Raw genomic sequence first — 25,663 nt, 5'->3', positions numbered from 1 at the left:
CTAATTTTTAACCCTATTTCCGTTTACATCGAACAAAAAATCTTTGCCTTTTACTTCCGCCTCATAATGTATGGTACCATCGGCTTTTCTAATTTTTGCAGCTTCAGCAACCGTCATTCCTTTTAGTTTGGCCAACACTGCTGCAGGCAATTCAGTAGATTTGATCTCGGTTTCTGTTTCCTGCAAAGTACCATTGGGGGTATAAACTTCAGAAGTCTCTTTTCCATTAAGGTTAAAGCCGGCTTCATAATTGGCCTGTTCCATTTCCCATTTTACCTTGGCAGCAGGATGTAGTTTTTTAAAAGCAGCGCTAACGGCAGCCGGTACTTTAAGGGCATTGATTTTTTGCGCCTGCGAAGAGAAAACCGTCCCTCCTGCCAGCAATACAATTCCGAAGATGCTTTTCATAGTTTTAATTTTTAATCAAAACTATAGGGCAATTATGTAGCAATTCTGTAGTTATCTGCCTTAACCTAAATAAATTAAAAAAATATTTATTCTTTAAATGCAGGATGTATTCGTCAATTGCTAAATTTATAGCCAATACCATAAACCGAGCGTAAATAGTCTGCAGCGCCGGCTTCGCCAAGTTTTTTCTTCAGGTTTTTAACGTGTGTGTAAATAAAATCAAAATCATCAGACAAATCCATTTCATCACCCCAAAGGTGTTCGGCCATGGCATTTTTGGTTACCACTTTATTTTTGTTGGAAAGAAAATAAATCAATAAGTCGAACTCTTTTTTGGTAAGCACAACAGGTTGTTCGTTTACAGTAGTTTTCATGGCCGCAACATCAACCTTAATCTCATTAAAAGTAATCACATTATTTCCCTCAAAGTTCTTTCGCCTAACAATGGCACTTACCCTTGCTTTTAACTCCGAAAGGTGAAAAGGTTTTACCAGATAATCATCGGCACCAAGATCGAGACCGGCCAAACGGTCATCAAGCGAGTGCCTGGCTGAGATAATTAATACCCCATCTTTTTTATTAATGCTTTTTAACCGGGTAAGCAACTCCAGTCCTTCTCCATCCGGTAATCCAAGATCAAGCAAAATGCAGTCGTAATGATAAAGCGCTATTTTTTCGGTTGCCGTTGCAAAATCGGTTGCAAACTCACAAATATTGCCCTCGCCGGTAAAATAGGCAAGAATGCTATCAGAAAGTGCCTGTTCATCTTCTATGACCAAAATTTTCATAAAACGTAAATTACAATTGGAGCCTAGCCAATACGGTTGGTAAGTTTTTTAATGTTGAATGCTTTTTTCTCCTGTAATACCGTTTTTCCGTAATCAGTAAAATACTCATGGCGGCGCAGCATTTCGAGATTCAGCTTATCCCAGGCCAGATCTGTATAAACCACTTTGAGATTCTCTTCCCATTCGGCTTTTAACCTATCGGCAAAGTGCTGGTAATTCAGCAATGAAAAATGATAAAAATCAGCATCACAAATTACCTTTTCCAATTCATTTTTAGGGTATTGCGGAAAGCGTGTAGCCATAATACATCCGCAAACCAGCTCTATTCTATCTTGTTCGAAGCCATTTTCTGTCAGGAACCATGCAGCAGTACCGACACTGGCTTCTTCATGCCCGATGTATTTTTCAGTATAGCCCAAATCGTGTAAAAATGCAGCCAGTACAACCACCAAACGGTCTTCTTCCGAAATACCAGCATGCTGGCTGATTACCTGTACACCTTCTACAACCATTAAAGTATGTTCCAGATTATGGAAATACATTTTTTGCGAAAGTCGGTTCTTCAGACGGTCTTCAACGAAATATTCTACTTTGGTCAATAATTTTCCTGCAGCCCTATCCATGTGGATCAAAGTTAATCTGGTACAATAATAAAGCTCAATTCTGGAGAAAATCTGTAGCAACTATCCTACAAATATTACATGTAATTATTCCATTACAATTGCTGTATTAAAAGAGATCAGAAAGCGGATAATGCGCCACGGATACAGAAGGAAGCAAATAATTTCAATGATTTTTCCTTTTCCCGAACACAACTACAGAATTTCTTCAGATTTGATTGTGATATTGATGGTTTTAACATTAGTTAGTAGAAAACGATACATGGTTCCCTATCTGATTATGGTAAAAAAAGCATCAGAACAAGGAAAACGGTAAAGGTATTATGGCAGTAAATATTGGATTGATTATCTGGAAAGAGATAAAAGCAAGATCGATACAGCGGGATCAGTTTGCTGAGGATATAGGGATTTCACTTCATAAACTGAATAAGATTATCAAAGAAACTTCGGTAGATACTGAAATACTTGCCCGTATGTCGGCTGTACTCGAAATTAATCTCTTTGAATATTTTATACAGGATGAGGAGCTGAACAGTTTCCATATTTCTCAAAAGCAGGTAAACATTAATGAGCGGAAACAACTTTTAGATTTACTTGATGAAAAGAATGAACTGATTAGGCTAAAGGATGCTACGATAAAAAACCAGGCCAGGGCAATAACGATATTGGAAGCCATTACAAAGGGCCAGGCTGTAAATGTTATGTTAAAAGAAATGAAACAGGTTTAACTGTTAAATATTAAAGCGTTGAATTATATTTAAAGATATTTCATGTATCGGTTTAAATTGTGTCTGTACGCATCAGAAACGGGTAACAGACTTCCTTTAATAACAAGCGTTTTGCCTTCGGCACCATCTACCTTATCCAAATTGACAATAAACGACCGGTGAATCCTTAAAAAAACATGCTGTGGCAGCTTTTCTTCCATTATCCTTAACGAGGAGTGTACTGCATAACAACAGTTTTCGAGGTGTATCCTAACATAATCTCCGGCAGCCTCAAGGTAAAGAATATCACTAATCCGGAGCCTGTGTATCTTATTCGAATCTCTGATAAACGTAAATTCGGAAGGTGTATAAGCAAAGTTTGGCTGTTTTTTATCAGAAAGAATCCTCGCTTTTTCAACAGCCTTAAAAAACCTGGCAGGAATAATAGGTTTAAGTAGATAATCAACGGCATTCAGGTCAAATGCTTCAAGGGCATATTCAGATAGTGTGCTTGTAAATATAATCATGGGTAGCCTAAGTTCCATTATCCCAGCCAATTCAAGCCCACTTATGCCAGGCATTCGTATTTCCCAAAATATAAGATCGATGTGATAGCCTTTGATTTTTTCAAGTGCATCAGTAGCACTCCCACATTCATCTACCAGCGCTAAACTATTGTCGAGACTCAATAGCCTTTTAATAGAAGTCCTGAAGCTTTTCTCTTCATCAACAATTAAACAGTTCATTTTTGGATAGATTGGGCAACACTAAATTAGTTATTAATATTGTAAATAAAGAACAACACAATACATCACAGTAGAAATTTAACTACACATAAATAAAAGTTAAATAAACATTCAACTATCTTATTATAAATAAATTAACAGCATTATTTTTTTTTACAGAAAGAGAATATTGAGTTGTGATTTATTCTTTTAAGGTATTTATTTAAGCCATAACTTAAAAAATTACTACAACTTATCATATAACAAAACCCCTTTAAAGAATAATTAAAGTCGTTTTTCTTTAAAAGGCCTTAGCTGTACTTCCAGGCACACTAACATTTGGTTTTAGGGTTACCGTAAGTTTCAATGTTGCGTTATTCGAGGCATTTGCTTAAATGTTAAAACTTCAAGCTTAGATGAGCATTGTAATGTTGAATAAACCATGCTAAAGCTGGATTCTGATTAGATTCTTTATAAGCCAGCACCACTTCCGTATTTACCGGAATATCATTAAGAGCAATAAAAGACACATTTAATTGAGCGTACTGTTTTTTTAAAGATGAAGGCAAAATAGATACCCCCAGTCCTGCTTCTACCAATTGCAATATCGAATGTACATTATTGGCCTCGTGGGTAATATCGGGCGTAAAACCCATTCTTTGACAGATTTCCATCAGTTTCTGGTTATACTGCGGGGCAAAATCTTTATTAAAGAAAATGAAGGGGCTTTTTTTCAGAAAACGGGCAAACGCTTCCTGGGTTGCAAACTCCTGATCGGTTAAAGGAATTACCACCACAAAGGGATCAAAAAACAACGATTCTACCTTTAATTTTTCGGATAATACTGGCGCACGCAAAATCCCAGCATCCAGCCTTCCCTCTTCCAGTTCTTTAATCTGTGTAAGGGTAGGTACCTCGAACAGACTGGTTTTTAGGTATGGGAATTCTTTTTGCATTGATTTTAAAATTTCGGCAAGCTGCGACTGGTACACGGAACTGATGTAACCAATTTTCAGTTCGCCACTTACACCCTTGTATATTTTACGTACCACCGTTTTACTTTCTTCGAGTTTTGCAAATAAGGCCTCTACTTCAGCTTTAAAGTATTTTCCGGCGTCAGTTAGCAACACCCGTTTATTATCCCGCGTAAATAACTGAACCTCAAGCTCTTCTTCCAGTTCTTTAATCTGCCGGCTTAGAGGTGGTTGTGAGATAAAAAGTTTGGCTGCTGCCCTGGTAAAATGAAGCTCTTCGGCTACTGTTTTAAAATATAAAAGATGTCTGAGTTCCATATTACTATACCTATAAAGTATCAATTAATGCTAAAATTGATATTTTACAAATATGATCAACAAGCTTAACTTTAGCAAAAAAATAAAATATGAGTACAGATTATTCGCAGAAAGCCACTAACGAAGAAATTAGAACCAGGTTCGATCATGATGTAGAACGTTTCTCCAACCTGGAAAGCGGTCAGCAGACCACTATTGATGCCCCGCTTACCATGGAGCTTTGCACTGGCGCAGCAAAATACATTAACCCGGATGCAAAAGAGTTGCTGGATATTGGCTGTGGTGCAGGCAATTATACTTTAAAAATGTTGAGCAAAATCCCTGATCTTAACTGCACTATAAATGACTTGAGTTTACCCATGTTAACGCGTGCAAAAGAACGCATATCAGCACAAACCGCCGGAAAAGTAACGGTTATACAGGATGATATGCGCAACCTCGATCTACCGGATAATCATTTCGATATTATACTTGCAGCGGCAACTTTCCATCATTTACGTACTGATGCAGATTGGGAACTGGTATTTAACAAAGTGTACCAGGCTTTAAAACCCGGGGGCAGTATCTGGATTTCGGATTTAATAGCACATGATTCAGCTTTGATTGATCAGCTTTTTCAGGATCATTATGGTGCTTACCTGGAAACGCTTGGCGGCCCCGAATACAGGCAAAAGGTATTGGATTATATTGCATACGAAGATACACCGCGCTCTTTAAACTATCAGCTTGCATTATTGCAGAAAGTAGGTTTTAGGGTTACAGAGATCCTGCATAAAAACGCTTATTTCGCAGCTTTTGGAGCGATAAAATAATAAATGATTAATGCTCACCCTTACTAAAATATAACGCTAATTTGCATTATCAATAACCCGGGCACCGCTCAACCTGTGTTACTTATCTTTTTAAATCTGCGAAAAACCTTAATCACAACCCGTTTGCAATGCAGAATAGGCCACAGATTTACCTAAAATGAATTAATGGTGAAGAAAATTTAAAACAGCGGCAAAGTATTGTTTTAATGTAACAAACCTGTTATATTCACGTCGCTAATTATTATTCATACATCAACCAAATCAGTTATGAGAAAAGGTATTGTAACACATATTGATCCGGCTTTTGACAAAGGCTTTATCGAAGATGAAAACGGACAGGACATTTTTTTTGATCTTGACCTGATACACAACGACATCAATGTAGGAGATCCGGTGAAATTCCAGATTATTCTTGTGCCCGGTGGCCTTGTTGCTTCGGATGTTCAGGCTTTACAAATAAGCAATTTCGATCTTCATACGGATAATAAGGCAAACTATAGCAGCCCATTGGAATGTCAGTGATAGTTTTTTAATGATTTAATAAAAAAAAGCACAATCAATTAAACAAAAAAACAGGAGTAAGCACAAACTTACTCCTGTTCTCCAATTATATTCCTTTTATCAATCCTGCATCATTATTTCAGAACTATTTAGAAAATCAGGTGATTAATACCCCTGGTTCTGTTTAATCGATTTGGTTACATCAAGCGTTGCCTGCGGGATGGGGAAGATCCTTCTGAAAGGCTGGGTGGTTGGTTTGGCGCTGAAAGGCAGTTCAAACTTACCAAAACGGATCATCTGTGGCCGTCTTAACATCTCCCAATACGTTTCGAAAGCAATTTCCTTATAAAGCGTGGCCTCATCAATACTTGTAATCGGCGTGCCCGGTGTACTGCCATAATAGGCCTCACGCTTGCGCGTGGTTCGTAGTCTGTTGATATCGGCCATGGCCTCTGCTATCATCCCCTTACGGAAATAAGCTTCTGCACGCATCGTGTAAATCGCGCCCAAACGCATTAACGGGATATCCACATTACTCGTGCCGTTATCCAGCTCCGGGTCGAACTCGTATTTAAAACAACGTGCACCACGGTTAATCTCGTTCTGTGCAAACACCGCCTGCGCTGGGTTCGAGAAATTCAGCTCAGGTGTAAAGTCCATTTTCGTGGTGGTACTTTTCTCCATCACCAGTTCTGATACTTTGATCCTGCCATTATCGGTCATTTCAAAAGCACCCGTAGAAGTTAACTTAGGGCCATATTGCTGGCCAGCCATAATCCCCCGGTTAAAGTGGAACCATGGCAGGTTGCTGCTTTTCGGTACAATATCGGTAGCCGGTACACTACCCGGACCATCGTTGGTAAACCATGTACCATCGGCATACTGGTATTTCTGCGAAAACCTGGGGTCATCATGGTTACCATCCCAGCTGGCATAAAACTGCGGACTGATACAAGCGGCATTGGTACCTCTGTTCACGGGCGAAGCCCGTTGGTTACGCTCTACACAAACATAAGCGAAAGAATTAGAACCATTTCGCAGGTAATCAATCTTCTGCACCACCACAAAAATCAGCTCCTGTCCGCCAGAATTCTTGATTGCAAAGTTGTCGAAATAGTTGCTCAGTAAACTGAATTTGCCCGAGTTGATCAATAACGAAGTGTAGCTGATCACCTTGTCCATATCTGTTTCTGCCGTGTTCACCGATTTCTCGTTGAAGTTGAAGGTAGCCGCATAACGATCTTTAAAAACTGCACGGTTGAGGTACATATTGGCCAGTAATCCATAAGCTGCCTCTTTGGTAAACCTGCCGTTGTGGGTAGATTGCTCACCCAGTGGTGCAAGATTTGGGATCAATGCCTCTACCTGTAAAATCAGTTCATCAATTGCAGTGGCGCTCTGTTTCATCTCCAATGGCGCCTTCTCGTCCATCGGATCCCGGTAAGGTGCCTGCCCGAAAAGATCAAGCGTGGTATAGGTATAAAAAGCCAGCAGGCCTTTTGCTTCTGCTAAATAGATTGTTTTTTGCGCAATGCTGCTGTTGGTGATCTCCTTTATAGCAGTGAGCGAGCGGGTGATCCCGTTGGTAAGCATATTCCAGTTATCGGTAACAATCGGGTTATTGGCCGCCCAGGTAAACTCGTGCATCGAGCGCCATTTGCCGCCATCGCCCCAGTCGCTGCCGCGTGTGGCCAAAATAGCTTCATCGGTGGTGTATTCCTGTAGGGAGAAAACCGCTCCGTGATCTACAAAGGTGCCTTCGCCCAAACGGCTATAAGCGGCTGTTAGTGCACCTGCAGGATTGGAAGCACTGCTACCCAGCACCTCATCAAGCACTTTTTCATCAAGCTTGGTACAGCCACCGAAAACAAGCGCGGTAGCAAGCAGCATTGTGTTTTTTATATTGAATATGTGATAGTTTTTCATTTTTATTATAGTTTTAAGGTGGCACCAAAAATAATTGTACGTGCAGTTGGGTAGCTGGTATAATCGATACCGATTGACTGGTTACCATTTGCTGCCTTCGGACTGTTGATCAATGGATCGTAACCGCTGTAATTGGTGATGGTGAACAGGTTTTGCCCGGTAACATAAAGGCCTAGGCCCTGTAACCAGCTCAATTGTTTTACTTTGATGTTGTAGCCCAGCCGTACCGAATTTAACCTAATGAAATCAGATTTCTCCAGGTACAGCGAAGATAATTGTGGCGGGTTGGCCGGGTTGGCGCCCATATCGAAATAATGCTTTGATACGTTCCTGTCGGATGCAAGGTTATTGATGTTAAGTGCGTTTAGTCCGGTATTGTTCACCAGGTAAGCACCCGTCTGTCCGATGATAGAGAACGAGAAGTCGAAGTTCCCGTAAGTCATCTGACTATTCAGTCCGTAGGTAAAAGTAGGAATAGCCCCCTGAAAAATCACTTTATCCTTGTTGTCAATCACGCCATCGCCGTTAACATCCCTAAAAATATTGTTACCCTTGCTGTCGAAACCAATATGTTCGAGCATGTAGAACGCCCCTGCAGCATAGCCGTTTCTGTAGATATTTGCCGTTACGCCTGATAAACCAGGGCCCGAAATCGTTCCAGAGGTAATCTCCGAAATGGGAAGGTCTTTCACTTTGTTATTTAGGGTGGCGCCGTTTACATCAACATTCCAGTTAAATTTGCCATTGCTGATCAGTTTCGAGCCTAACATAAATTCAAAACCCTTGTTCACAATCTTACCACCGTAGTTTCCGTCGAGGTTTACCCAGATATCATTTGTAGGACTCAGCACCGGTGCAGGGATGTTAAGGATGGCATCGGTAGTGGTTTTATTGAAATAATCCAGTGTACCGTAAAGTTTGCCTTTAAAGAGTTCAAAGTCGAGCCCCACATTGTACTGCGTAACCACCTCCCATTTAAGGTTAGGATTTGGTGTCCTGATTACATTGATACCGTTTACCAATGTAAGATCGTTGTTGAGGTAGTAACCCTGGGCAGGCGAAAGTGCATAACTGGCCTTGGTAAGTTTGTTCTGCACCTCCTGGTTGCCGGTTTGGCCCCAGCTTGCCCTCAGTTTCAGTTCATTTACAAGCGGAATTGCTTTCAGGAAATCTTCCTGGGCAATGTTCCAGCCCAATGCGAATGAAGGAAAGTAACCGTATTTATTGTTTTCGCCAAAACGGGTAGAGCCATCGGCACGTACTGATGCGGTAAACAGGTATTTATTGTCGTAAGCATAATTTACCCTCGAGAAATACGACTGTAACTCATTAACCTGTGCAAAACCTGTTACCCCGTTTTGTGTACCAGCGTAACCCGGATTATTCTCAGGCAGCACACCAGTACCCTTGCTATCTAAACCAATGATATTAAAACCAGTACCTCCCCTTTCGAATTTCTGATAGGAGAACCCGGCAACAGCATCGAGTTTGTGTTTGCCTGTAAGCAAGTTGTAGTTCAGGTAGTGCTCCATCAAAGTGCTCTTCGAATCAACATTGGTCTGCACATATTTTCCACTCTGGCTTTGATCCGTTATGTTGGGGAAGATCGTGGTGTTACGCTCGCCCACTGAACGATCGAGACCAAGATTAAACTTATACTCCAGTCCTTTTACAATCCTGAAGGATAGATCCATGTTACCCAATACCCTCAAAGTGCGGGTACGGTCGCGGTAAATATCCAGCAGATAAGCCGGGTTATAGTGCGCATTGGCATTGAAGTTGGTAAAATTACCGTTATTATCATACACCGAACGGGTGGGGTTCGACATGAGTGCCTGGATAATCAACTGACCGTTAGAACCACCATCATCACTGGTTGGTACACCGTCATCACGGGTCTCACTTGCTGTCAGGTTAACGCCGATTTTTAAACGTTTATCGTCCAAAAAAGATTCTGACGCATTGATCCTGGCAGAAGTACGCTTAAATTCGCTGTTTTTTACAATCCCTTCCTGGTCCATTTGTGCAGCCGAAACGTAATAATTTCCGGTAGCAGTGGCTTTCGAGAAGGATACCGAGTTGTTTAATGTTTTTGCCTGGCGATAGATTACATCCTGCCAGTCGGTATTGCCACCATGATCGAAAGCTTTATCCTTGATTGCAGCACGGTATTCATCGGCACTCAACAGGTCGAGTTTGTGCGCAACATTCGAAAGGCCCAGGTACGAATCGTAGGTAAGACTGCCTGCGCCAGTTTTGCCTTTTTTGGTGGTTACAATTACTACACCGTTTGAACCACGGGCACCGTATATTGCTGATGCAGAAGCATCTTTCAGTACCGAAATGGATTCGATATCACTGGTATTCAGGAAGTTTAACGGATTTTTAGCTTTTGATGAACCAAAACCCACGTTAGAACCGCCCGGGCTCACATCATCGTTGGTTAAAGGAACTCCATCCACCACGAAAAGCGGCGTACTGCCACTGCGGATGGAACCGCTGCCACGGATAGTTACATCCACACCACCTCCGGGTTCGCCACTGCTGGCCACTACCCTTACGCCGGCGATCTTGCCCTGTAGCAGGTTATCGGCAGAGGTTACCACACCCTGCCTGAAATTGGCCGCATCAAGCTGGGTAACCGAACCGGTAACGTCCTTTTTAGCCTGTTTACCGTACCCTACTACCATTACCTCATCCATCATAGAGGCATCGGGATCGAGTTTGATATTGATTACATCTGCATTAGCGGCCACAATTTTTGTTTTGTAACCAATAAAGGAAACCTCAAGGGTTTTGCCCTTTACATTGTTCAGCTTAAATGCACCATTGGCATCGGTAGATACCGCATTGTTACTGTTCTGTTCTTTTACTGTTGCACCGATTAGGGGTAAACCTGTTTCGTCGGTAATGTGACCGTTTACCGTGCGGCCAGCTTGTTGGGCGGAGGCGCCTAGTGACGTAATCAGGAGTAACGCAATTAAAAACATCTTCTGGAAAAGATGCTGCGGTAACCGGAATTTAAAAACATAAAGTCCTTTCATGAGCATAATTAATAAATCGTAAGTGTTTGGTTTGGGATATTGTTATTTATAGAAATCGCACAAAGATGTTCTTTTGATGTAAGCCGTATTAACTCCTTAGATTATTAAATTGTTAAATCTGGCAGGGAAATTTTATACGGTGATTGTAAAATAAATGTGGCTTTAACGCTTATTAGAAGGGAGATTTGAGCAGATCGGGCATTTTTTTGAGGAGTGCATAACCCGCCAAATTAATCGAAATAAGGTAGATAAAAAACCGGCTTTTTAAGCTTTTTAAAGAAAAGGCATTTAACGGTGATTTCTATCGATTTAAATAAACCCAAATGGTAAAAACCGACTTATTGATGGGGTAAAAAACCAGCTAACAATTAGTTAACATTGCAGACTGGGGTGATTGAGAACAAAGGGAAATTTTTGGAATGGCGCATTCATTAAGGTAAAACCTTTTAGATTTTATTCGGAAGTGTGTTGAGGTCCTGCAGTTAAATACGGTGTTAATTTATTCCATCATCCGTTTTACCTCTTCCATCTTAAAAACCGCCTTGGATTTTCCGTTCACTATTTCATTTCATCAGCCCTGGCCAGGTATTCGCTTGGCATGCAACCATAATGCTGTTTAAAAGCGGTAGAAAAATACGAAGGAGAATTGAAACCACACATATAGGTAATTTGTGCAATGGTGTAACGTTTGCTCTGCATCAGTTCTACAGCTTTATTGAAACGGATCCGTTTGATAAAATCGGTTGCTGATTCGCCTGTGATGGCTTTAAATTTTAAATACAGGTTTGAGCGACTCATGCCTATCGCCCGGCTAAATTTATCAACCGAAAATTCGGAATCGGCAAGATGTTCTTCTACAATAGTGATGGCCTGTTTTAAAAACTCTTCATCGAGGGTATTAAAAGCAATATTTTCGGGCACCATTTCTTTTCTGGCAGAATAATGCTCTTTTAAACGTTTACGCGAACGAAGTAGGTTGGCTACTTTTGCAGCCAGTAAACTGGTAGAAAAAGGCTTGGTTACATAATCATCGGCACCCATCTCTAAACCTTTTATTTGTTGTCCGGTTTCGTTTCTGGCGGTTAACAACATTACGGGAATGTGCGAGGTATTGATATTCTGTTTCACACGTTTACAAAAGTGCAGCCCATCCAGCTCCGGCATCATTACATCGCTGATGATAATATCGTATTGTTCTATTTCAAGCATTTCTAATGCCATTTGCCCATTAAATGCAATGGCTACCTGATATAGTTTACTAAAATATTCCTGAAGGTAAGCGGTAATCTCTTCATTATCATCAACAATCAAAAGTTTTGTTGCCAATGTATTTCCATTATCTGGTATGGGTTCATCTTCTTCCCAAACGGAAACATCTTCTGCTACAGCCTGATCGGGCACAATAGATAGTTCGTACATTTTGTTTTCCGTATTGAAATCGTTGCGGTAAACGCTATCTGCAATAGGGATAGTAACCGTAAATACACTGCCCTGTCCTTTTGCACTTTGTGCGGTAATACTACCGTGATGCAGCTCTACCAAACTTTTGGTAAAAGCCAAACCAACACCCGAGCCCAGGTTCATTTCGCGGTTATTAACCTGATAAAACCGATCGAAAACTTTTGATAAATCCTGCTCGCCAATGCCCACGCCTGTATCTGCCACTTTAATCAGGATATTATCACCCTGTTTAATCAGTTCGATACTGATTTTATGGCTCACTTCGGTATATTTAAATGCATTAGATAACAGATTAAACAAAATCTTTTCCATGGCGTCCTTATCAAAATAGAAAGAAAGTTTGGCCTCGGTAGAATGAAAGGTGTAACTGATGTGATTTTTTTCAGAAAGTGGCCTGAAAGACTCATAAACTTCATGCACAAAACTGATAATATCACTTTTATCTACCTTAAGTTTCCTGGTACCCATTTCGGTTTTCCTAAATTCGAAAAGCTGATCAACCAGGTTATAAAGCCTTTTGGCATTGATCAGCATCAGGTCGTATTTCTTTTTCAGGGTTTTATCTACCTGTGGCAGTTTCAACAATTCTTCCAGCGGAGCCAAAATCAGGGTTAAAGGCGTTCTCAGTTCATGCGATACATTGGTAAAAAAATCCATTTTTACCTGATTGATATCTCTTACGCGTTCTTTTTCGATCCGCTCCAGCTTTAGTTGCTGCAGGGCTTTAATGCGCTCGGCAATAATTTTATAGCCCAGATACGAAGCTACGCCAAGCAGTACAAACAGCAGCAAATAAAACCATAAAGTTCTATACCAAGGCGGAAGGATGGCTATTTTTAATTGCCTAACCGGGCTAACTTCTCCATTTGGACCAACGGCTTTAATTAAAAAGGTATATTTTCCTGGCGGGAGATTGTTGTAACTCACCTTAATCTCGTTGGTTTTCTGCCAATCGTTATCAATCCCTTCTAACCTGTAATAATATTGGGTACGGTTTGCAGAAATGTAATTAAAGGTATTAAACAGGATACTAAACTGCTTAAATTCCGGCCCAAGTGATAAAGCGCCTGCCTGATCGATATAACCCTGCAGGATATCCGTTCCATCGCCCGCAGCTACGGTTTTATTAAAAACCTCCAAACCTGTAAAAGTGAGGTTTAAACTAAGTGCCTGTTGGTTAACCATTGATGGATAAAAATATGATACTCCCTTTATTCCCCCGAAAAGCAACATCCCATCTTTGGCCTTGAAAAAAGAATATTCGTTAAACTGGTTATTCTGTAATCCGTCACTCTCATCAAAGGTTTGTACCTGGTGTTTATCAACATTAAATTTAACCAATCCGCTATTGGTCGAAATCCATAAATTTCCATCATCATCGGGCTGGATGCCATAAATTGTTCCTTTAATAAAATCTTTCCGGGATTTGAAACTGATAAAGGCCTGTTGCGTTTCATCATATAAATTCATGCCCTCACGGGTTCCCATCCAGATCCTGTGTTTCTTATCTTCGGTAATACAGGTTACAATATCTTCGCTTTCTTTCCCATTTACGGTAGTGCCGAAAAGCATATTATCTGGATAAAAAAGCGTTGCGCCGTTGGTGGTGCCAATCCATATCCGGTGCTGACTGTCTTCAAAAAGAAAAGTAATGTCATCAGAGGTGAGGCGTTTACCCGCTTTATCGAGGTGGATATGGGTAAAAGATTGCGTTTCAGGATGAAACTGATCTAAACCAGTGCGTGTACCTACCCAAATGCGGCCTTTGTAATCTTTTATAATGCTGTACACCAAATTACCAGCAATACTGTTTGGATTGTTATCGTTATGGAGATAACGTTTTACCACACCATTATTAGGGTTTAATACGTTTAAGCCCCCGTTATGCATACCAACCAGTACATTACCCTGTGCATCAAATTCGATGGCTTTTACGTTATTAGAACTGAGGCTGTTTGCATTATTTTCCTGATTGGCGTAATAACTGATGGTGTTGCTGTTTCTATTCCAATAGTTCAGGCCTTTATCGTTTGTACCAATCCAGAAATTACCTTTTGCATCCTGTTTTATTACACCGATTACTTCATCATTTAAGGATGTTTTTCCTGTATTCTGGCTCAGCAGGTTAAATTTAATGTCGTCTTTATGGTAATAATTTATCCCACCATAATAAGTACCCAGCCAGATGGCTTTTTGCTTATCCTGAAAAACACAACGCACAGAATTCTGACTAATTGTATAGGGTTGAGAAATCTGATGATAATAATTATCAAAACTAAGGTTACTTAAATTGAATACCGAAAGGCCTTTAAATGTACCCAACCACATATTGCCATCTGCATCTTTACTAATACACCTTACATTGTTATCGGCAATGCTGTTTTTATTTGCCTGATGCACAAAAAAAGCAGTTTTAGCGCTTAAGGTTTCATATTTGATCAGGCCATGGCCTTCAGTGGCTGTCCAAAGGTTTTCGCCATCAATATATACATCGTTTACTGCCGGTTTATCAACGCCGAGGTTTATTTTGGTAAGGTAATGGCTTTGTCCCCTAAATTTAAAGAGCCCAACTTCGGTACCAATCAATAGGTCCTGGTTCCAGGCACCGATGTATGAAATTTTTTTGATGCCATGTTCCAGTGCATTAAAATTAACCTGCTTAAACTGGCCGGTACCTGCTTCGAGTTTAAAAATACTGCCTGCAATGGTGGTTGCCCAGATGTTGTGTTTGGCATCTTCTGTAATGGAAGATACATACCACTCGCCAAGGCTGCGGGGAAGTTTGTAATTCACAAAATTATCTGCTGCATAATTATAGCGACTGATGCCCTGGTTTCCGCCAACCCACATGGTTCCTTTATGATCGATAAACAGGCTGCGGATATAATGTGATTGCAGGCCATTTTTATCACCTTCTACCGGGCGGTACACCCTAAACCCCTTACTGTCGTAGCGGTTTAATCCGTCCTGTGTCGCCATCCAGATAAAACCGAGGCTATCTTGTTTAATTGCAAAAACCGTACTTTGAGATAATCCCTTATCAACCGAAATATTACGAAAATAACGTTCCTGTAACTGTGCCTTAACATTGCTTCCGGTAAAAAGCAAACCAATAGCAATTACAAAAACAGCCAGCCAGCGGTATGTGCTGATGGTTGAGTCAGGTTTTTTAAAGGTTGTTTTTTGAACCATGGTTTTTCAAATTTAACAATTCTAATCGAATGGTCGTTATTCCGTTTTATCATCCCCGCTTATCACGAGGATGCGTGAAAGCAGTGGTTTTATCGCCACCAGGAAATTATAATTCTACTCAAATTTGTCACATTGAGCTTACTGAAAAATCAAAACAATAATCAAATATCTAATATTTAAGCAGGGGCCTTCGATAAGTTATCATTAACAGATCCAATACAATGGTTGTCATTGCCGGGGAGCTGCGATGAAGCAATGATGATTTATCGAGGCATATTGCCATCATAGCGTTCCGCTGTCACTTATATCAATTTTATACAATAAATCACCTCACAGGATAACAATTCTATATCTTAATCACGCATCCTGTAATTATTCTTTATCATAAATTGCAACATCAGGCAGTTTATCTATAACTTCCTGTTTATTCAGTTTAGCACCGTTCTGCTCCAATAAAATGGAGCTGCCAGGCATAGCCGGTTTATATATTTTGCTGTTAAAAGTGATTGGTAAATCACCGTAATTAAATAGTGATCCTGCCTTTTTGCCCAAAACCTGCAATGAAGCTTTTTTATTGCCATCAAGCTGTACCTGGATCTCCCAATCACCTACCTGTAAATGATACAGGCCATTTGCATCCGATAAAGTTTTGATAATTTCAGTTTTGCCATTTTTTACCTGGATGAGGGTTAAAAACCTAAACTTTTGTGCAGGTAATGAAGTAATGCCTGCATGCCACTGATCTTTATATTCTCGTAACTTTCCTCCGCTGCCGGTAAGCTTCATCCAGTTTACGGCAGGCTCGGTAAAATTGTGATGTACCTTTAAGCCAATAGCAGCGTTAGCGAATATACTGGCATCCAGCTGCCCGGTTTCCGTTTTTATTGTAAAATGCTGTTGAACGGATTTTTCACTTTTCTGTGCTTCAATGGTATAATTGGGTGAGTGAAACTGTGTAGTCCATTTTACTGATTTTTCAGCTTCCAGCTCATCGTACAATATAATGTAATTACCATCTAACTGCAACATGTGCCTGCGGTACAAAGTTACATGAGGGTTGCCATGGCCATTGGCTGGCGTTGGCACTAAATTAATTTGTTTAAACCTGTCCAGCCAAAATTCACTTTTAATATCGCCGTAAGCATTGCTGGCATCGCCAAGTGCATATTGAATATGCTTGCCAGAAATAGCCCTTGGTATCCAGCCATAACCTTCTTCTCCTAGTTTTTGTCCAAGGCTATCGGCCAGTATGGTGCTATAGGCCCTTGATGTGCGGTAATATAACAAATTGTGTTTATCACTAAAATTGCTGTAGTAGCCAGAGGCACCCAACACCACTTTACCCTGATAATTAACGGTAATGGCATTTTGTGCAGCGTGCCCATGACCTGAAGAACCAAACGGACTACTGAGCAGGTAGCTGGCCAGCTCTTGATCGGGCTTAGCTAAATCCCCATGCATGGCCTCTACACCCACATCGGCAAATAATTTCGATTTTGGTAAATCAACAGGGGCTTTTTGGGGGAACTGTTGTGCTGGTTTGTAATTTAACAACCTAAACAGCAAATAATCATCATTACCTGTAAAAAATTCAGGATTATTGGTTTTCACCTCGTTTACATACCAGTTTAAATAGGGATTGTTAATTTTTAAAGCAATGGCTTCGGCAAACTGACCTTGTCCTTTATTTACATTTGGCATATTTTCCCACATATCGCCTATAGCCGTTGATGCCGATTTCGGCGGATTGGTATATAACATATAATCGGGTAAACTTTGCATCCATGGCAGTTTAAAATAGTTTACCCCTGTACAATCGCCAAAAAGTTGCGACAAGTAAATAATTGATCTGTAATTTACCTTAAAATAGCCGTTTCCTTCGTGCCAGCCCCCATCGGTGGTACCTAAAACAGGAAAACGTGCCGACCATACTTCGTAGAGATAACTGAGCCATTCTTTAGCTTCAGGTATCTCATTTACAACAGGAATGGTACCAATGGCCAGGTTCCGCATGGTAATTTGCCAAACATGGTTATCACTCACATGCAACTCAAAACGATTGGGTAAATGATCGAAAATAACTTTCGCCCGTTTTTTGATCATTTTTTTAAACTGATCTTTTTCATTGCTGGTTAAACGATCATACCCCACATCGTAAAACCAACCTAAAGCTTCGAGCACTGCTCCATTATTAAAATCGTCTCGGGTGGCATAATGTTTGTCAGGATCCATGCCCAGGAGGTTGATGGCCCTTCTTTTTGCATCAACAATAAAGCGGTCATCGTGGGTTAACTGGTAAGCAATACAAAGGTCGCGTACCGGACTACCCACTATATCTCCAAAATCATGGTACATCCTGTCCATCAATCCTTTTTTCTCCAGGCTGGTTTTTCCTGTTGTATCAATGTCTCTCACAGGTTTTTCGGTAGGTAAAGGCGCTTTCATTAACTTTTCTGCATAACCGATAAACTTTTTTGCTTCAGGGTTTTGCAGATTGTTGCTGTAAAATTCGTTTCCAATGGCATGCATATTCCACAACCTGGGGTGTTGTGCTTCATTACGTTTAAGAACTTCAGCTAATGGAGGCGATACTTTTTGGCTGCTGTATTTGGCGTCTATTTTAAAATCATATACGGGCGACCAGCTCCATTTATTAGTTCCTTTTAATGCATAACCATATTTCCAAAACCATTTGCCTGGCTGTAATGCCTGATGTAAGGGATAAACCGCCCAGCTTTGAATATCACTTTTAATTAGTGAGGTTTTAAAAGCATTATCGCGGGCCAGCATTACCTGATAACGGACATTGCCAATATTAGGATCTTCGGGTACTTCGCTCCCACTCTCCATAGGCAATACCATGTTTTTACCATTGGTTGCCGGCCACAATAAAGCAGGCGCATTGGTAGGTACCGTAATGCCATTTACAGGATAAGGCCATTCGCGTACCCGTGCATGCAATTTTTCGGCAGTAGGTTTAATTACGCCAGGCTGTTGCTGAGCCAGGGCATTTAGTGAGAGTAGCGTAAAAATTGGGATTATTATTTTTTTCATTGTTTGTGGTACGGTTCTATTTTTTTATTTGGGCGTGCCCCTGCGGGTCGGGCTATTCGCTACAAGTCCCTGCTGCGCTGTGGGCTTTGCGCTGCTATCCCTCACGCAAATCAATCTCAGCGGTAAAATCGCCTACAAACCAGCTGTAAATTTATCGCCGTTTGTTTTACACCATTGTTTTAAGTAATTTCTCATTGTAATCAGCTTCTTTTTAAAAGCAGTATTTACGGCAAGGTTGTTCATTTCGCCAGGGTCTTTGGTTAAATCAAACAATTGTTCTTTTATCTCACCTTTGTTATAAACAATGTATTTAAAATCGTTGGTAATGACCGATCTGCCGCTAATTCCCAATAAATCTTCATTATCAGCAAAGTCGGTTTCGATCACTAAAGTATCGCGTAAGTTTTTACCGGGGTCCGTTAGTTTTTTGCTAATATCAATCCCTTTTAAATACGCTGGCTTTTTTATACCGGCCAAACCGCAAATGGTTGGAATCATATCCGTACCATTGCATACCAGCATATCATCGGTACGCGATTTTATAGATCCATCCATTTTCGAAATGATAAATGGCACTTTCGAGGCTTCTTCGTACAAAATCTGTTTCTGGTTCCAGCTGTGGCCTGCATAACCATCACCATGATCGGCAGTAAAAATAATGATGGTATTTTTTTCTACACCGTATTTTTTGAGGGTATAAAGTACCTGACCGATATAATCATCTACTTTTTCTACCAAACGGTTATAAGCCCAGCGGTATTGGCGCCATTTCTCTGGTGTATAGTTTACCGAAGGATAGGTACGTAAACCAACTGTTTTTTGCTGATCGCGGACAATTTTTGGCTCGTTAGCCGGAATTTGCCAGTTGGCCGGTAATTGCGGGCATTGATCAGCCGGAGGAACATCTTCCAATACATCCATTTTTAAGGCCTCGCCCCTTGCCCATTCGCAAATATCGTGTGGGTTTAAAAAAGAGGCCACTAACAAAAATGGCCTGTCTTTATTTTCTTTAATAAAACGGGCACAGTAAGAAGGGGTTGCGCCATCGTTATAATCTAAAAAACTGGTATTTTCTATGTATCCAAAGCCGTGTTGGCTTATCTTGGTGGTGGGCACAGGCAAATGCCATTTACCAACATAGCCTGTTTTATAACCGCCATTCTGTAAAATTTTGCCCATCATGAGCAAACTATCTGGCCATTGACCATCCTTTTCTACGGCATTACCTACAAAACCGGTTTCGAAAGGCATTTTACCACTAAAAATGGAGGTGCGTGATGGGGTACATAATGGTTGTGCACAATAAGCCTTGGTAAAACGGACCCCATTTGCAGCCAGTTTATCCATTGCAGGAGTATGCAAATCCTTATTTCCCGCATTGCTCATGGCATCAGCCGTTTGCTGGTCGGTCATGATGATCAATATATTGGGTTTATTGCTGGTTTGGGCATTGGCCACTGTTGCTAAAAAAAACAACAGGCAAAGTATATTATATTTCATATCGCGGGATTATTTCTAATAGCGAATTTAGTTATCGTTACCCGTAACAAGTTTAAAGTATGGTTAAAATAGATGCAGTTTTGTTGAAATTAAGGCTGTAGGATTAAACAATCAGGCGCTACGTAAATAAAAAACTCCTGCCTCTGCTTTAATTTGTAACAAAAGAATAAAAATCATCAACAACAAATCCATCTCACTTAAAAAGATATCAATTATGGAATAAACGCCTATCTATATTATTTTAATGACTTTGAGAAGAAGTATAAATTTTCCCTCCAATTAAGTTCACATCCTTTGTTTCGACTGTTTGAAATTTTGGCACCATGTAAGCGTATAAAGGATAAGGCCATGAAATTTGGCCTGGCTTTTCTTCAAAAGCCTTTAGATATCTGATATAAATCGACACGTTAAATTTATCACTCCCTGTTTTTTTAGTATTAAAACCTAAGGCCTGGCCAATCCTGATTTTCTGTCCAACACTAACCCAAATACCTTTTTTTAGTCCTTGGTAAGTAGCCATTGTACCATCTTCGTGTTCGATTGCAACAGCATTCATGTTGTTCGTGTTTGCTACTCCGTTATTTAACTCAACAATATCTTTTATCTGGATAACCAAGCCCCCGCGGATTGCGACAACAGTATCCTGTTCCGCTGTATAAAACAAATGCAGCTTATCTTCATCAATAATCTTTTTGCCTAGTTCGTTAGTTGGATACAGCGCCGATCTTCTAACGAGCATCTTTTTTCCATTCGAATATGGAAGTATGTAATTGTAATTGCTATCAATTTTTGGGTTAAGTTCACCTTGTGTATAAAAACAACGGTATAATAGGATGGTTTGCTGACCATTAAAATAGCTTTCTGTTAAATTACCAGACTGTTCATTCCCTCTAAAATTTGAACGCTGACCAGGAAGCACTTTGTCAACAACTTGTGCTGTTAAATTATTCCCAGGTACGGTTGTAATATTTCTAACATTATTCTTTTGCACGAAAGATTCGCGGTAAACTATAGGTGATTGTGCCAATCCACTGGAAAATAAAAGCGTATAACTACCAGGTAGCATTTTATGTGAGGTTATATTAATTGCTTTTTCATTATTTACAGACAGTTGTATTTCTATGGGTGGTTTCCTTTCGATTTTCACATTCTTTATTGTATCAGCTTGTTGTGCGATAGAGGGCAATGCTAAAAATATATTGAAGATTAAAAGCGCTAAATTAAGTTTCATTTTGTTCTCGTTAAGAATTAATAAGTATTGTATGTCTTGTTGGCAATCGTTCTTTTGTATTTCATATATATAACAAGTAAATCCATTTATGGCACTTTTTACGTCCCATGTTTTGTTTGCCGGAACAAGTTTCAAAATGTCATCATGGTCATTTATATGTTTCAGTTGGTGAAACCTTTACCCAAACTTATTTTTAATTTTCTGGTACCTCAACAAGGCTTCTAAAAAGTAATAGTCGGCGTAAATTAATCCGGCATCTAATTCCGATTTCCGCAGAAAGTTACCTGTTGCATGTTTTAACAAAAAGACACCTTGTTTGCTGGTGTTCAAATATGTTGGAGACGCTAAACTTTCTAATATTTTTTCTCCGGCCTCAAAATATTTTTCACCATTTTCAGGAGCGATTGCAGCCAGTTCCATTAATCCTGATGCCAGCAAGGCAGCTGCCGAAGCATCCCGCATGGTCGGTAATTTTGGTGCATTATAATCCCAGTACGGAACCATGTTTACCGGCATATTCGGGTTATTTAAAATATAGCCGGCAATGTGCTCTGCCTGTTGTAAATATTCTTTTTTATGGGTGTATCTGTACATGGTGGCAAAACCATATAACCCCCAGCTCTGGCCGCGGCTCCAGGCGGCAGTAGCCGGATTATCATTACCATTGTTCCAATCGCGCTTACGCATTTTACCTGTTACCGGATCATAATCTACCACATGCGAACAGCTAAAATCGGCACGGTATTGATTTTTCATGGTGGTATTGGCATGGTTAACGGCAACTTTATAGAAGGTGCTATCACCAGAAAATTCGGTGCCATTCATCAACAATTCCAGGTTCATCATGTTATCAATAATCACCGGAAATTGCCAATCTCGTTTAACATCGGGGCTCCATGACATAATGGATTTAACGGTTGGGTTATACCTGGTAATCGCGGTTTTTGATGCCTGAATAATCACTTCTTTATATTTCGGGTTTTTAGTCAAACGATAACCATTTCCATAACTATACTGGATCATGAAACCAATGTCGTGATCTTTAACAAAAAACTTATTATTTTCTACCAAGGCAGTGGCATATTCGGCTTTTTTAAGCATATCCTGGTCTTTAGTCGCTTCGTAAACCATCCACAAAGCGCCAGGATAAAAACCACTGGTCCAGTCTGTTATTTCACAAAAGCCCTTTTCGTTAGAGCGGGGCAACCTGCCTGTTGTTTTTACAATTTCGAATGCATTATTGGCATATATTTTTTCCAGTTCAAAAATCGATGCAATTTTTTCGTCTGTAAGTTCAGTAGAAGATGTTGTGGTACAGGCCATGCCAAGGCCTATTACAAAGGTTATGCAGGTATTTATTATGGTTTTGTGCAGGATTGTTTTATTAATCATATTGGATATAATATGGTTTATGATTATTTCTTTGGAATTTCGATATTAATTGGCGCTGCATTATATAATTCGGCCTGGTAGTTGTAAAAAGCTTCATCACGTTTATCGGCCAGCTCGGCTACAATTTTCGATCCCTTGCCCTCAGCAGTTATGGTAACGTATTCGCCTGCCCGTGGGTAAACGCCACCGTATGTAAACTTGTACTGCCCAGGTTTTAAAAGCTGTGAGGTATGAAACACCAATTGCTGTTGATTAATGTTGGGTGTTGGGTTACTTACGGTTAACTTCCAGCTGTTACCGGCATCTTTCAAAATCAACAATACCGGGCTTTCGGCAGATAATGTGGTATTGCCCAGGCTGATGTTAGAAGCTTTAAAGAAAACAGCCTCCCATGTTTTTTCGCTTTGTATGTAAACGCCATGAGCCTCACCATCTTTTTTGTAAATAATGTCATTCGTATATTTTTCTAGCACAGCAGTCATTTCATCTGCCGAAACATTGGGCACCAAACAATAGAAATAACCTTTGGTAGGTTCAGGATTTACACCATGGTTAACTGAAATGATAAAATTGGGCACTTTACTGGCCATTGCCGGATCGGTAGTGTTTACCTCTTTACCCGTTTTAACCAACAGCTGCTCTTTTCCTTCAGGGAGAATGATATAACCTTTATCGCCAGTATGCAGCCATAAAGGGCCATTAATATCGTATTTCAAATTCACGGCATCACCCGGCTGGATCACTTCTTTTATACCATCATGAAAAATAGTAAGGGGCTGCAAAAATGCAGATTGATCTAAAGTGGTTACTATATCTTTTTGCTGACCTGCCCTGATCCGTTTGATGTTGCTGCCCATCGCAATAATTTTATCGCCAATAAAATAATAGCTTTTATAAGCTGATGCCGAGCTGTAGGTTTCACTTGGCAAATGATGATAAATGGCCACGCCATTTTCCCCATCGGCAGTTACACCTGCTACTTCATTGGCTCCGGGCAACGATGCTTGTGCACCACCCTCAGTTGGCATAGGATCGGTACGCCACTCTTCGGTTAGCCCAGGTAAAGCATGGAAATCCATGTTTTTCAATACCTTATCCGAATATTCATCGCCATTAATTTTTAAAGGCATAATGCCGTAACCGGCATACCATGATTTTCGCACTTTGTCAAAATCTTCTGCACCTACCGTACGCTTCGATTTTAATTTCACCGATACATAAAAAGGTTTTTCATTTTCGCCCCGGCGGTGCGTTAAAAACTCATTTACCCAATACGCATCAGTGCCGGAATATTGGTAGGTATTATTTTTGATTTTGGTATAAACCTGATCCAATGCACTTTGATTAGTTAATTGGGTATTTTCACTTTTCGATTCTTTTAATTCAGCAATAGTAGGCAAATAGGTATTGGTCACAAAATCCTGCAGGTCGCTCATAAATGACCGTCCGGTAATTAAGAAATCAAAACGGCCTTTATAAATCAGTTTAGGATATATTCTTTCCAACCGATCGGCTGGAAACTGGTAAGCAGCATTATCCAATTTAAAATCGGTATTTTTTAATTGATTAAAACCAATTAACCCATCAGTAAGCCATTCGAAGCCATAAGCCACCATTACTGCATCAGTAGCGTGGTCTACGTGGTGCGAAACCGTTCCATCGGGTTGGAAACCAGATTGTGCATATAAATGGGCAGGTACATTATATTTAGTTAACCACCTGGCCACATCGGCCACTACTCCATTGGGGCTCCAACCGTACGAATAACTGAAATTTTTAAATGGTTTGTTTTTATAATAATCGGTATACCAATATTGCACATAAGTTAACGGACGGTTATAATCGGCCCAAACAATAGGCATTGCCAGCATCCAACGCGAGCGGTGGCCCAGATTGGCATCGGCCCAGGCACCAGATGAGCGTAAGGTATCGGTTAAATTACCCCAGCGGTTATCGGGATCGTTAATGGCCCTGCGACTTTCAATTTCGGCCATCTGCGTCTGAAAAAACCTGACCAAATCGTAATAAACACGTTCTGCCTGCTTATCGCCATTTTTAATTTCTTTCACCATATCCGGCATAAGGTGAACCGCCGGGGCGATTAATGCATCAGAAATAGACCATTGGTGTGTAGCCACCTGATTTTCGATAACTTTATATTTAACCAGATTTGAAAAGCCATCACCGGTTTCGTTGCCAATTGGTTTCCCTTCTACTTTTACATCGCCCCCTTCAACAGGCACAGCTTCTGTATAAGCAATAAGTGCTTTATATATGGCACTTTTTAACTGTTCCCTGGCTTGTGGATCGCCATTTGGCCCGTACTTTTTTGATTTGGCATAGGCATAACCTAAACCACCAATGTTATTGGCTACCTGTTCCCAATCGTACTCAATTTTTTTGCCTTTGGGCTTGTAAACCATCGGGCTTACGCCGTAAAAACCAAATGCCGCAAATTTGCCATTATTGGTTTCAAGCTCGGTTATCATTTCTGCAACTTTATCATCCTTGAAATTTTTCCGGCCATACATACGTTGCCCCTCTTTTGATACCGTATAGTCTTTACAGCGATTGTAAAGCGTTTGCAAAAGGGTTTCATTAACCACTTTTACAATAACAGCAAAAGTGTTGATCGTTTTTGGCCCATCCTTCAATACAACAGTTAACTGATGCCTGCCTAAGGTTTTATCATCCAATTTGGTGTTTGCTAACAAAATCCCCATCATTCTGCCTTGCGGATCAAAACGGGTTTCCAATCTGAATAAATTATTCTCTTGTTTTGTTATAAAAAAGCTGTAGCTTTTTGGGATGGGGCTGGTTAACACATCCTTATTACGCTCCAAATGGATACGCCCAATAACTTCAGCATTTTTTGCACTGTTTACCTGAATATCGAAATAGTTGGCGAATATTTTTTCTTGTGCCGAGGCTGCAGCAAAAGTGGCACAGAAAAGCAGGGATAGTAATATTTTTTTCATTGGAATATTTTGAAAGTTATTGTATTTATCAG

Annotated in this window: 16 protein-coding genes; 3 read left to right on the top strand and 13 right to left on the bottom strand. The window is 40.3% G+C overall.

Translation table 11 applies throughout. From position 1 onward, the window contains the following. The 3 genes from R2R28_RS01150 to R2R28_RS01140 form a co-directional block, all read right to left on the bottom strand. Positions 1-408: a hypothetical protein gene (locus tag R2R28_RS01150; protein WP_316823866.1), complete on the bottom strand. Its 408-nt coding sequence runs from the start codon at positions 406-408 to the stop codon at positions 1-3. Positions 409-521: 113 nt separating this feature from the next. Continuing rightward, positions 522-1,196, bottom strand: coding sequence for a response regulator transcription factor (locus R2R28_RS01145; RefSeq protein ID WP_316823865.1), 675 nt, complete (start codon positions 1,194-1,196; stop codon positions 522-524). A 23-nt stretch (positions 1,197-1,219) separates the two neighbouring features. After that, positions 1,220-1,819: an HD domain-containing protein gene (locus tag R2R28_RS01140; RefSeq protein WP_316823864.1), complete on the bottom strand. Its 600-nt coding sequence runs from the start codon at positions 1,817-1,819 to the stop codon at positions 1,220-1,222. A gap of 320 nt (positions 1,820-2,139) precedes the next feature. On the opposite strand from R2R28_RS01140, the gene R2R28_RS01135 reads away from it, so the two are divergent. Next, a complete protein-coding gene (locus tag R2R28_RS01135; protein WP_316823863.1) occupies positions 2,140-2,544 on the top strand; it encodes a helix-turn-helix domain-containing protein in 405 nt (134 codons plus the stop codon). Positions 2,545-2,573: 29 nt separating this feature from the next. Here the strand turns inward: R2R28_RS01135 and R2R28_RS01130 are convergent, their stop codons facing one another. Continuing rightward, entirely contained in the window at positions 2,574-3,269 is a 696-nt protein-coding gene (locus R2R28_RS01130) for a LytTR family DNA-binding domain-containing protein (protein ID WP_316823862.1), read from the bottom strand. 377 nt (positions 3,270-3,646) lie between these two features. Beyond that, a complete protein-coding gene (locus tag R2R28_RS01125; RefSeq protein WP_316823861.1) occupies positions 3,647-4,540 on the bottom strand; it encodes a LysR substrate-binding domain-containing protein in 894 nt (297 codons plus the stop codon). Between the two features lie 89 nt (positions 4,541-4,629). Between R2R28_RS01125 and R2R28_RS01120 the strand changes: the two genes are divergently transcribed. Together R2R28_RS01120 and R2R28_RS01115 are read left to right on the top strand one after the other, a co-directional pair. Further along, positions 4,630-5,352, top strand: coding sequence for a class I SAM-dependent methyltransferase (locus R2R28_RS01120; protein WP_316823860.1), 723 nt, complete (start codon positions 4,630-4,632; stop codon positions 5,350-5,352). Between the two features lie 267 nt (positions 5,353-5,619). After that, a complete protein-coding gene (locus R2R28_RS01115; protein ID WP_316823859.1) occupies positions 5,620-5,874 on the top strand; it encodes a cold shock domain-containing protein in 255 nt (84 codons plus the stop codon). 144 nt (positions 5,875-6,018) lie between these two features. On the opposite strand, the gene R2R28_RS01110 is transcribed toward R2R28_RS01115, so the two are convergent. The 8 genes from R2R28_RS01110 to R2R28_RS01075 form a co-directional block, all read right to left on the bottom strand. Continuing rightward, positions 6,019-7,779 carry a RagB/SusD family nutrient uptake outer membrane protein gene (locus R2R28_RS01110; protein ID WP_316823858.1) on the bottom strand — a complete coding sequence of 587 codons (1,761 nt, stop codon included), beginning with the start codon at positions 7,777-7,779 and terminating at the stop codon, positions 6,019-6,021. 5 nt (positions 7,780-7,784) lie between these two features. Continuing rightward, positions 7,785-10,823, bottom strand: a complete 3,039-nt coding sequence (locus R2R28_RS01105) for a TonB-dependent receptor (protein WP_316823857.1) — start codon at positions 10,821-10,823, stop codon at positions 7,785-7,787. A gap of 558 nt (positions 10,824-11,381) precedes the next feature. Then, entirely contained in the window at positions 11,382-15,476 is a 4,095-nt protein-coding gene (locus R2R28_RS01100) for a two-component regulator propeller domain-containing protein (protein WP_316823856.1), read from the bottom strand. Positions 15,477-15,848: 372 nt separating this feature from the next. Continuing rightward, on the bottom strand, positions 15,849-18,530 hold the full coding sequence (locus R2R28_RS01095; RefSeq protein WP_316823855.1) for a DUF4962 domain-containing protein: 2,682 nt from the start codon (positions 18,528-18,530) through the stop codon (positions 15,849-15,851). A 132-nt stretch (positions 18,531-18,662) separates the two neighbouring features. Continuing rightward, positions 18,663-20,030, bottom strand: a complete 1,368-nt coding sequence (locus R2R28_RS01090; protein ID WP_316823854.1) for a sulfatase — start codon at positions 20,028-20,030, stop codon at positions 18,663-18,665. A 241-nt stretch (positions 20,031-20,271) separates the two neighbouring features. Next, positions 20,272-21,261, bottom strand: a complete 990-nt coding sequence (locus R2R28_RS01085) for a peptidoglycan DD-metalloendopeptidase family protein (protein WP_316823853.1) — start codon at positions 21,259-21,261, stop codon at positions 20,272-20,274. 177 nt (positions 21,262-21,438) lie between these two features. Further along, the gene (locus R2R28_RS01080) at positions 21,439-22,653 is read right to left on the bottom strand and encodes a glycoside hydrolase family 88 protein (RefSeq protein ID WP_316823852.1); all 1,215 of its coding nucleotides are present in this window, start codon (positions 22,651-22,653) and stop codon (positions 21,439-21,441) included. Positions 22,654-22,676: 23 nt separating this feature from the next. Then, positions 22,677-25,631: a polysaccharide lyase family 8 super-sandwich domain-containing protein gene (locus R2R28_RS01075; protein WP_316823851.1), complete on the bottom strand. Its 2,955-nt coding sequence runs from the start codon at positions 25,629-25,631 to the stop codon at positions 22,677-22,679. Positions 25,632-25,663: the final 32 nt, after the last annotated feature.

The sequence above is a fragment of the Pedobacter miscanthi genome (genome assembly GCF_032678605.1).
GTDB lineage: Bacteria > Bacteroidota > Bacteroidia > Sphingobacteriales > Sphingobacteriaceae > Pedobacter > Pedobacter miscanthi_A.
Note: the sequence above shows the minus strand (reverse complement) of the source record. Positions and strands in the feature narration are given on the sequence as shown.